This is a genomic window from Halorubrum aquaticum, from assembly GCF_900113615.1.
GTDB lineage: Archaea > Halobacteriota > Halobacteria > Halobacteriales > Haloferacaceae > Halorubrum > Halorubrum aquaticum.
Map to the genome: position 1 here is coordinate 1 of NZ_FOPZ01000036.1, position 5,044 is coordinate 5,044.

Annotated in this window: 4 protein-coding genes; all 4 read right to left on the reverse strand. The window is 68.9% G+C overall.

The window, feature by feature from the left end:
• Positions 1 to 354: 354 nt before the first annotated feature.
• Positions 355 to 1,644, reverse strand: coding sequence for an adenosylhomocysteinase (locus tag F3H10_RS15760; RefSeq protein ID WP_149785709.1), 1,290 nt, complete (start codon positions 1,642 to 1,644; stop codon positions 355 to 357).
• A gap of 150 nt (positions 1,645 to 1,794) precedes the next feature.
• Positions 1,795 to 2,976, reverse strand: coding sequence for a hypothetical protein (locus tag F3H10_RS15765; protein ID WP_149785710.1), 1,182 nt, complete (start codon positions 2,974 to 2,976; stop codon positions 1,795 to 1,797).
• A gap of 159 nt (positions 2,977 to 3,135) precedes the next feature.
• On the reverse strand, positions 3,136 to 3,585 hold the full coding sequence (locus tag F3H10_RS15770; protein WP_149785711.1) for a hypothetical protein: 450 nt from the start codon (positions 3,583 to 3,585) through the stop codon (positions 3,136 to 3,138).
• 64 nt (positions 3,586 to 3,649) lie between these two features.
• Positions 3,650 to 4,681 (reverse strand): C-terminal binding protein, encoded by a 1,032-nt coding sequence (locus F3H10_RS15775; protein WP_149785712.1) that lies wholly within the window; start codon positions 4,679 to 4,681, stop codon positions 3,650 to 3,652.
• Positions 4,682 to 5,044: the final 363 nt, after the last annotated feature.

Sequence of the window (5,044 nt, forward strand, 5' to 3'; positions counted from 1 at the left end):
CGTCAGAACGCGACGCGTTCTGACTGCTAGCCAGAAATCAGAGATTTCTGGCGATGACGAGAGAGCTTTGCTCTCTCGAACCACGGTCCTCAGTCACTCGCTTCGCTCATTCCTTGCGGTCCTTGCGTCGGCCGCCGTCGTCCTCGCGGTTGTCCCTTTGAAGCCCACCCCGCCCCGCACAGCCCCGCACCTCACGCCTCCCCAGCCTCGTCGGTCGCCAGCGGCGACCGACTCCCTCGCGGGCTCCTCGCGGCCTCCGGCCGCTCGGAGGCGCGCCACCGCGGTTAGACGGTACTGACCGTCACAGTCGCTCGCCATCGTTGCGAGAATCGGCATCGAACGTGGTGTGGCCGTCTACGTCCCGTGTTCCCAGCTACCCATGTACTCGCGCTGCGTCTCGGAGAGCGAGTCGTGGGCGACCCCCTCCGCGGCGAGTTTGATCTCGGCGACCTCGCGGTCGAGGTCGTCCGGGACGTCGTGGACGCCGGCCTCGTAGTCATCGGCGTTCTCGGCGAGTTCGCGGACGACGACCGCCTGGACGCCGAAGCTCTGGTCCATGACCTCGACCGGGTGGCCGAGCGCGATGGGCGCGGCGAGGTTGACGAGCCGTCCCTCCGCGAGCACGTTCAGCACGCGGCCGTCGGGCATCTCGTACCCCTCGACCCCGTCGCGGGCCTCGAAGCGGTCGACCGCGAGGTCCGCGAGGTCCGCGAGGTTGATCTCCACGTCGAAGTGGCCGGCGTTGGCCAGCAGGACGCCGTCCTGCATGACCTCGAAGTGCTCGCGGGTGATCACGTCGCGGTTGCCCGTCGTCGTGACGAACACGTCGCCCTTCTTCGCGGCCTCACGCATGGGAAGCACCTCGTATCCCTCCATGTGGGCCTCGAGCGCCTTTCGCGGGTCGACCTCACAGACGATCACGTTGGCGTTCTGTCCGGATGCCTTCTTCGCGACGCCCTTCCCGCAGTAGCCGAACCCGCCGACGACGACGTTCTTGCCCGCAAAGGAGAGGTTGGTCGTCATCGCGATGGTCGCGAGCGAGGACTCGCCGGTGCCGTGGACGTTGTCGAAGAGCCGCTTCATCGGCGTGTCGTTGACGGCGAAGACCGGGTAGTGGAGCTCGCCGTCGTCGTCCATCGCGCGCAGACGGTGGACTCCGGTGGTGGTCTCCTCGGCCCCGCCGAGGATCGAGTCGATCAGCTCGGGGTACTCCTCGTGGACGAGTTTCACCATGTCCATCCCGTCGTCGACGGTGATCGTCGGCTCGTGGGCGAGACACGCGTGCATCGCGTCGTAGTACCCCTCGTCGTCGACGCCGCGGACCGCGTAGGAGGTGATCGCCTCGTGGTCGTTCAACGCCGCGGAGACGTCGTCGTGCGTCGAGAGGGGGTTACAGCCGGTGATGGCGACCTCCGCGCCGCCGTCGGCCAGCAGCTCGACGAGGTTCGCCGTCTTCGCCTCGACGTGCATCGCCATCGCGATCGTCTCGCCCTCGAGGGGCCGCTCGTCGACGAACTCCTCGCGCAGTTCGTTCAGGATGGGCATGTGCTGGAGCGCCCAGTCCATCTTCCGGCGTCCCTCCTCGCGAGCCGTCTCGGGGTCCGACAGGTGCTCCGTGACCGGCGGATACGTGCTCTCGCTCATGGCTCTCGATTCGCTCACGTCGCACTAAACCCTGCCGACACCGACGCGTGCGTCAAAAGAACCGAACCGGAAAAGCGATGGTCCGAGCGCCGACGAATCGGAATCCGTCGACGATCGGCGTCCGTCACGGTCGAGACCGTGTGCCCTCAGTTACGGCGGACCGTTGCCGTTCCCGGGACCGTCGGCGTTTCCGGCGTCGTCCTCGTCGTCATCGTCCGAATCGTCCTCGTCGTCGTCCTCATCCGACTCGTCCTCCTCGGAATCGTCATCCTCCTCGTCGGCTTCGTCCGCCTCCGTTTCGTCTTCGTCCGCGTCGTCATCCGACTCGTCCTCCTCGGTCTCGTCATCGTCCGCGTCATCTCCATCCGCGTCGTCCTCCTCGGTCTCGTCCTCGTCGGAGTCGTCATCGTCCGCGTCGTCACTGTCGTCGGCGTGGGCCGGCGGGCCGCGTTCGTCGTCGTCCTCCTGTCCGGCGTGATCGGGCGCGTTTCCGGGGGCGTCACTCTCGTTTTCGGCGTCGTCACCGTCGTCGTCGCCGTCATCCGGACTGCCGGGACCTCCCGCGTGGTCCGGCGCGTTACCGGGGTTGTTCTCGGTCACGAAGTCCGAGACCGCGCCGCCGACCCCGCCGTCGCGGTTCTCGATGCTCTCGATGAAGTCGCGGAGCACCTGCCCGAACGGCCGCTCGTCGGCCTCGTCGTCGCCGACGGTCAGGTCGACGGTCGTCGAGGCGGTCTCGTTCTCGAACGTCGCGGTCACCTCGACGGTGACGTTCTCCTCGGGAGCGGGCAGCTCGACCGTTCCGTTCTCGTCGGTCGAGTAGTTCCCCTCGCCGACGTAGGTGGCGTTGGTCGTGTCGTTCTCGTCGGTCGCGTTCTCCCCGTCCACGGTCGTGACGTTCACTGAGGCGTTCGCGACCGCGGAGTCGTCGTCGGTCACCGTGACGACCGGCTCGTCGTCGGTTTCATCCACGTCGACCTCGAATCCGTCCGGCGCGTCGAGGTCGGTCGTCGTCGAGGCGGTCTCGTTCTCGGCCACCGCGGTCACCTCGATCGTGACGTCCTCCTCGGCGGCGGGCAGCTCGACGGTTCCGTTCTCGTCGGTCGCGTACTCGCCCGTCCCCGCGTACGAGGCGTTCGCCTCGTCGTTCGCGACGCTCACGACCACCGTGGCGTTCTCGACCGCGGTGTCGTTCTCGGTCACCGTGACCGTCGGTTCGTCGTCGGTCTCCTCGACCGCCACGCCGAGGCCGCCCTCGGCGGCCGCGACGCCGGTCACCGCGCCGATCGCGACGACCGCGATCAACAGCAGGCCAATGGTTCGTTCGCTCATGTCCACTCGGGTCGTGCGGCCGGTTCCCCATAAGGAGGGAACTCCGTTAAGCCCGATTAACTCGGATTGTATTCGGGTTAACCCGGCTCTACGGGCCGTTCCCGGATCGGAGACGATCGCGGGGGATCCGAGCGGTGCATCGGGAGGATCTCACCTCGGTCACGGCTCGTCCGCATCGGTCGCCGGGCGTCGGGACCGGCCCAGCGCCAGCCCCGCGAACGCGACGACCGCCAGTTGGACGCCGACGCCGACGCTCGACCCGACGGCCATGACCGCCGTGATCGCGCCCTGCTGGGGACCGAGCCAGTGGAGCGTTCCGGCGGTCACGACGAGGTACGTGACCGCGGCGATGACGCCGGTGGCGAGCGCGATCGATCCGTCGCCTCGGGAGCCGTTCCCCGCTCGACCGATCCCGTAGGCGACGCCGAGGAGCAGCCCGTAGACGAGCGCGAACGAGACGAACCGGCCGCCGGCGATGTACAGGGAGAGGGCGCTCGTGGACGGGAGATCGATGGACGACTCGAGCAGGATCGGAGCGATCCGACGCGTTACGGAAGTCGTGCCCGCGGCGACGGCCGCGACGGCCGCGGGGAGGAGGGCTCGGCTCACGCTCCGATCCCGAACCGAGGACGTGTTGAACGTTGCGGTCGGATGGGTCACGGGAACGGTCGGGCTACGTCCCGGCGTCGGGAACGACCCCGTACGTCTCGGGGTCGACCCGGTAGGTCGGCTCCGCACCGCGGAGGTACCGGCGGGCCTCCTCGGCGGCCTTGCGCCGAACCTCGCGTTTCGACTCCTCCGAGTACCACGCGATGTGCGGGGTGACGACGACGTCGTCGCGCCCGGTGAGTCGGTCGTCCGCCGGCGGCTCCGCCGGGAGGACGTCCAGCCCGGCGCTCCGGACCGTCCCGTCCTCCAACGCCGCGAGCAGCGCGTCCTCGTCGACGACCTCGCCACGTGCGGTGTTCACGAGGATCGTTCCCGGCTCGGCTTCGTCGCGCTCGCGCATCGCGTCGAAGGCGGCCTCGTCGAACATCCCGCGGGTCTCCGGGGTCAAGGGCGTGTGAACGGAGATCACGTCGCTCTCGCGGAGGACGTCGCCGAACCCGACCGGCTCCGCGCCGAGTCCCCGGATCTCCTCGTCGTCCACGTACGGGTCGTGGACGAGGACGCGGCCGAACTGCGGGTCCGCCTTCCGCACCGTGCGCCGGCCGATCCGCCCACAGCCGACGACGCCGACGGCGAGTTCCTCGGGTCTCGAGAGCGGCGCGCTGACCTGCCAGTCCCAGCCGCCCGCCGTGGTGTCCGCGTCGGCGGTCGGTATCCCGCGGACGAGCGCCGCACAGAGCGCGACGGCGTGTGCGGACACCTCGTCGGTCCCGTAGTCCGGGACGTTCGAGACGGCCACGTCGTTGGCGGCCGCCGCCGCGAGGTCGACGTTGTCGACGCCGACGCCGGCGCGGACGACCGCGCGGAGGGCCGAACAGCCGTCGAACACCTCGGCGGTCATCGGCGTCCCGGCGTCGATGACGATCGCGTCCGGGTCCGCCTCGATCACCGCCTCCGGCGAGCGAAGCGGTTCCTGCGTCAGAACGACCTCGTCGCCGAAGACCTCGCGCTCGGTCGCGAGGCTGGTGAGCTTCGTGTCGCTGATCACGACTCGGGGCCGGTCGTCGTCCCCGTCGGACGGAGTTGTCTCGGTCATCGTCCTCAAGGATCCTCCGGGGTGCCATAATACCTCGACTCGAAGCCGGCGGCTTCCGGCGGCGCGAAGCGTCCCGGCGCGCCCGGGAGCGGGCCGCCGGCCCGCGACCGGAACGCGAGGGAGTCAGTCGCCAGAGGCGACTGACGAGGCTGGGGAGGCGTGAGGTGCGGGGCGGAGCGGTGCTGTGCGGGAAGGGTGGGACTCAAAGGGGCAGTCGTGAGGCCGAAGCACGGCGACGTAAGGACCGCAAGGAGTGAGCGGAGCGAACGACTGAGGACCGTGGTTCGAGAGAGCAAAGCTCTCTCGTCATCGCCAGAAATCTCTGATTTCTGGCTAGCAGTCAGAACGCGTCGCGTTCTGACG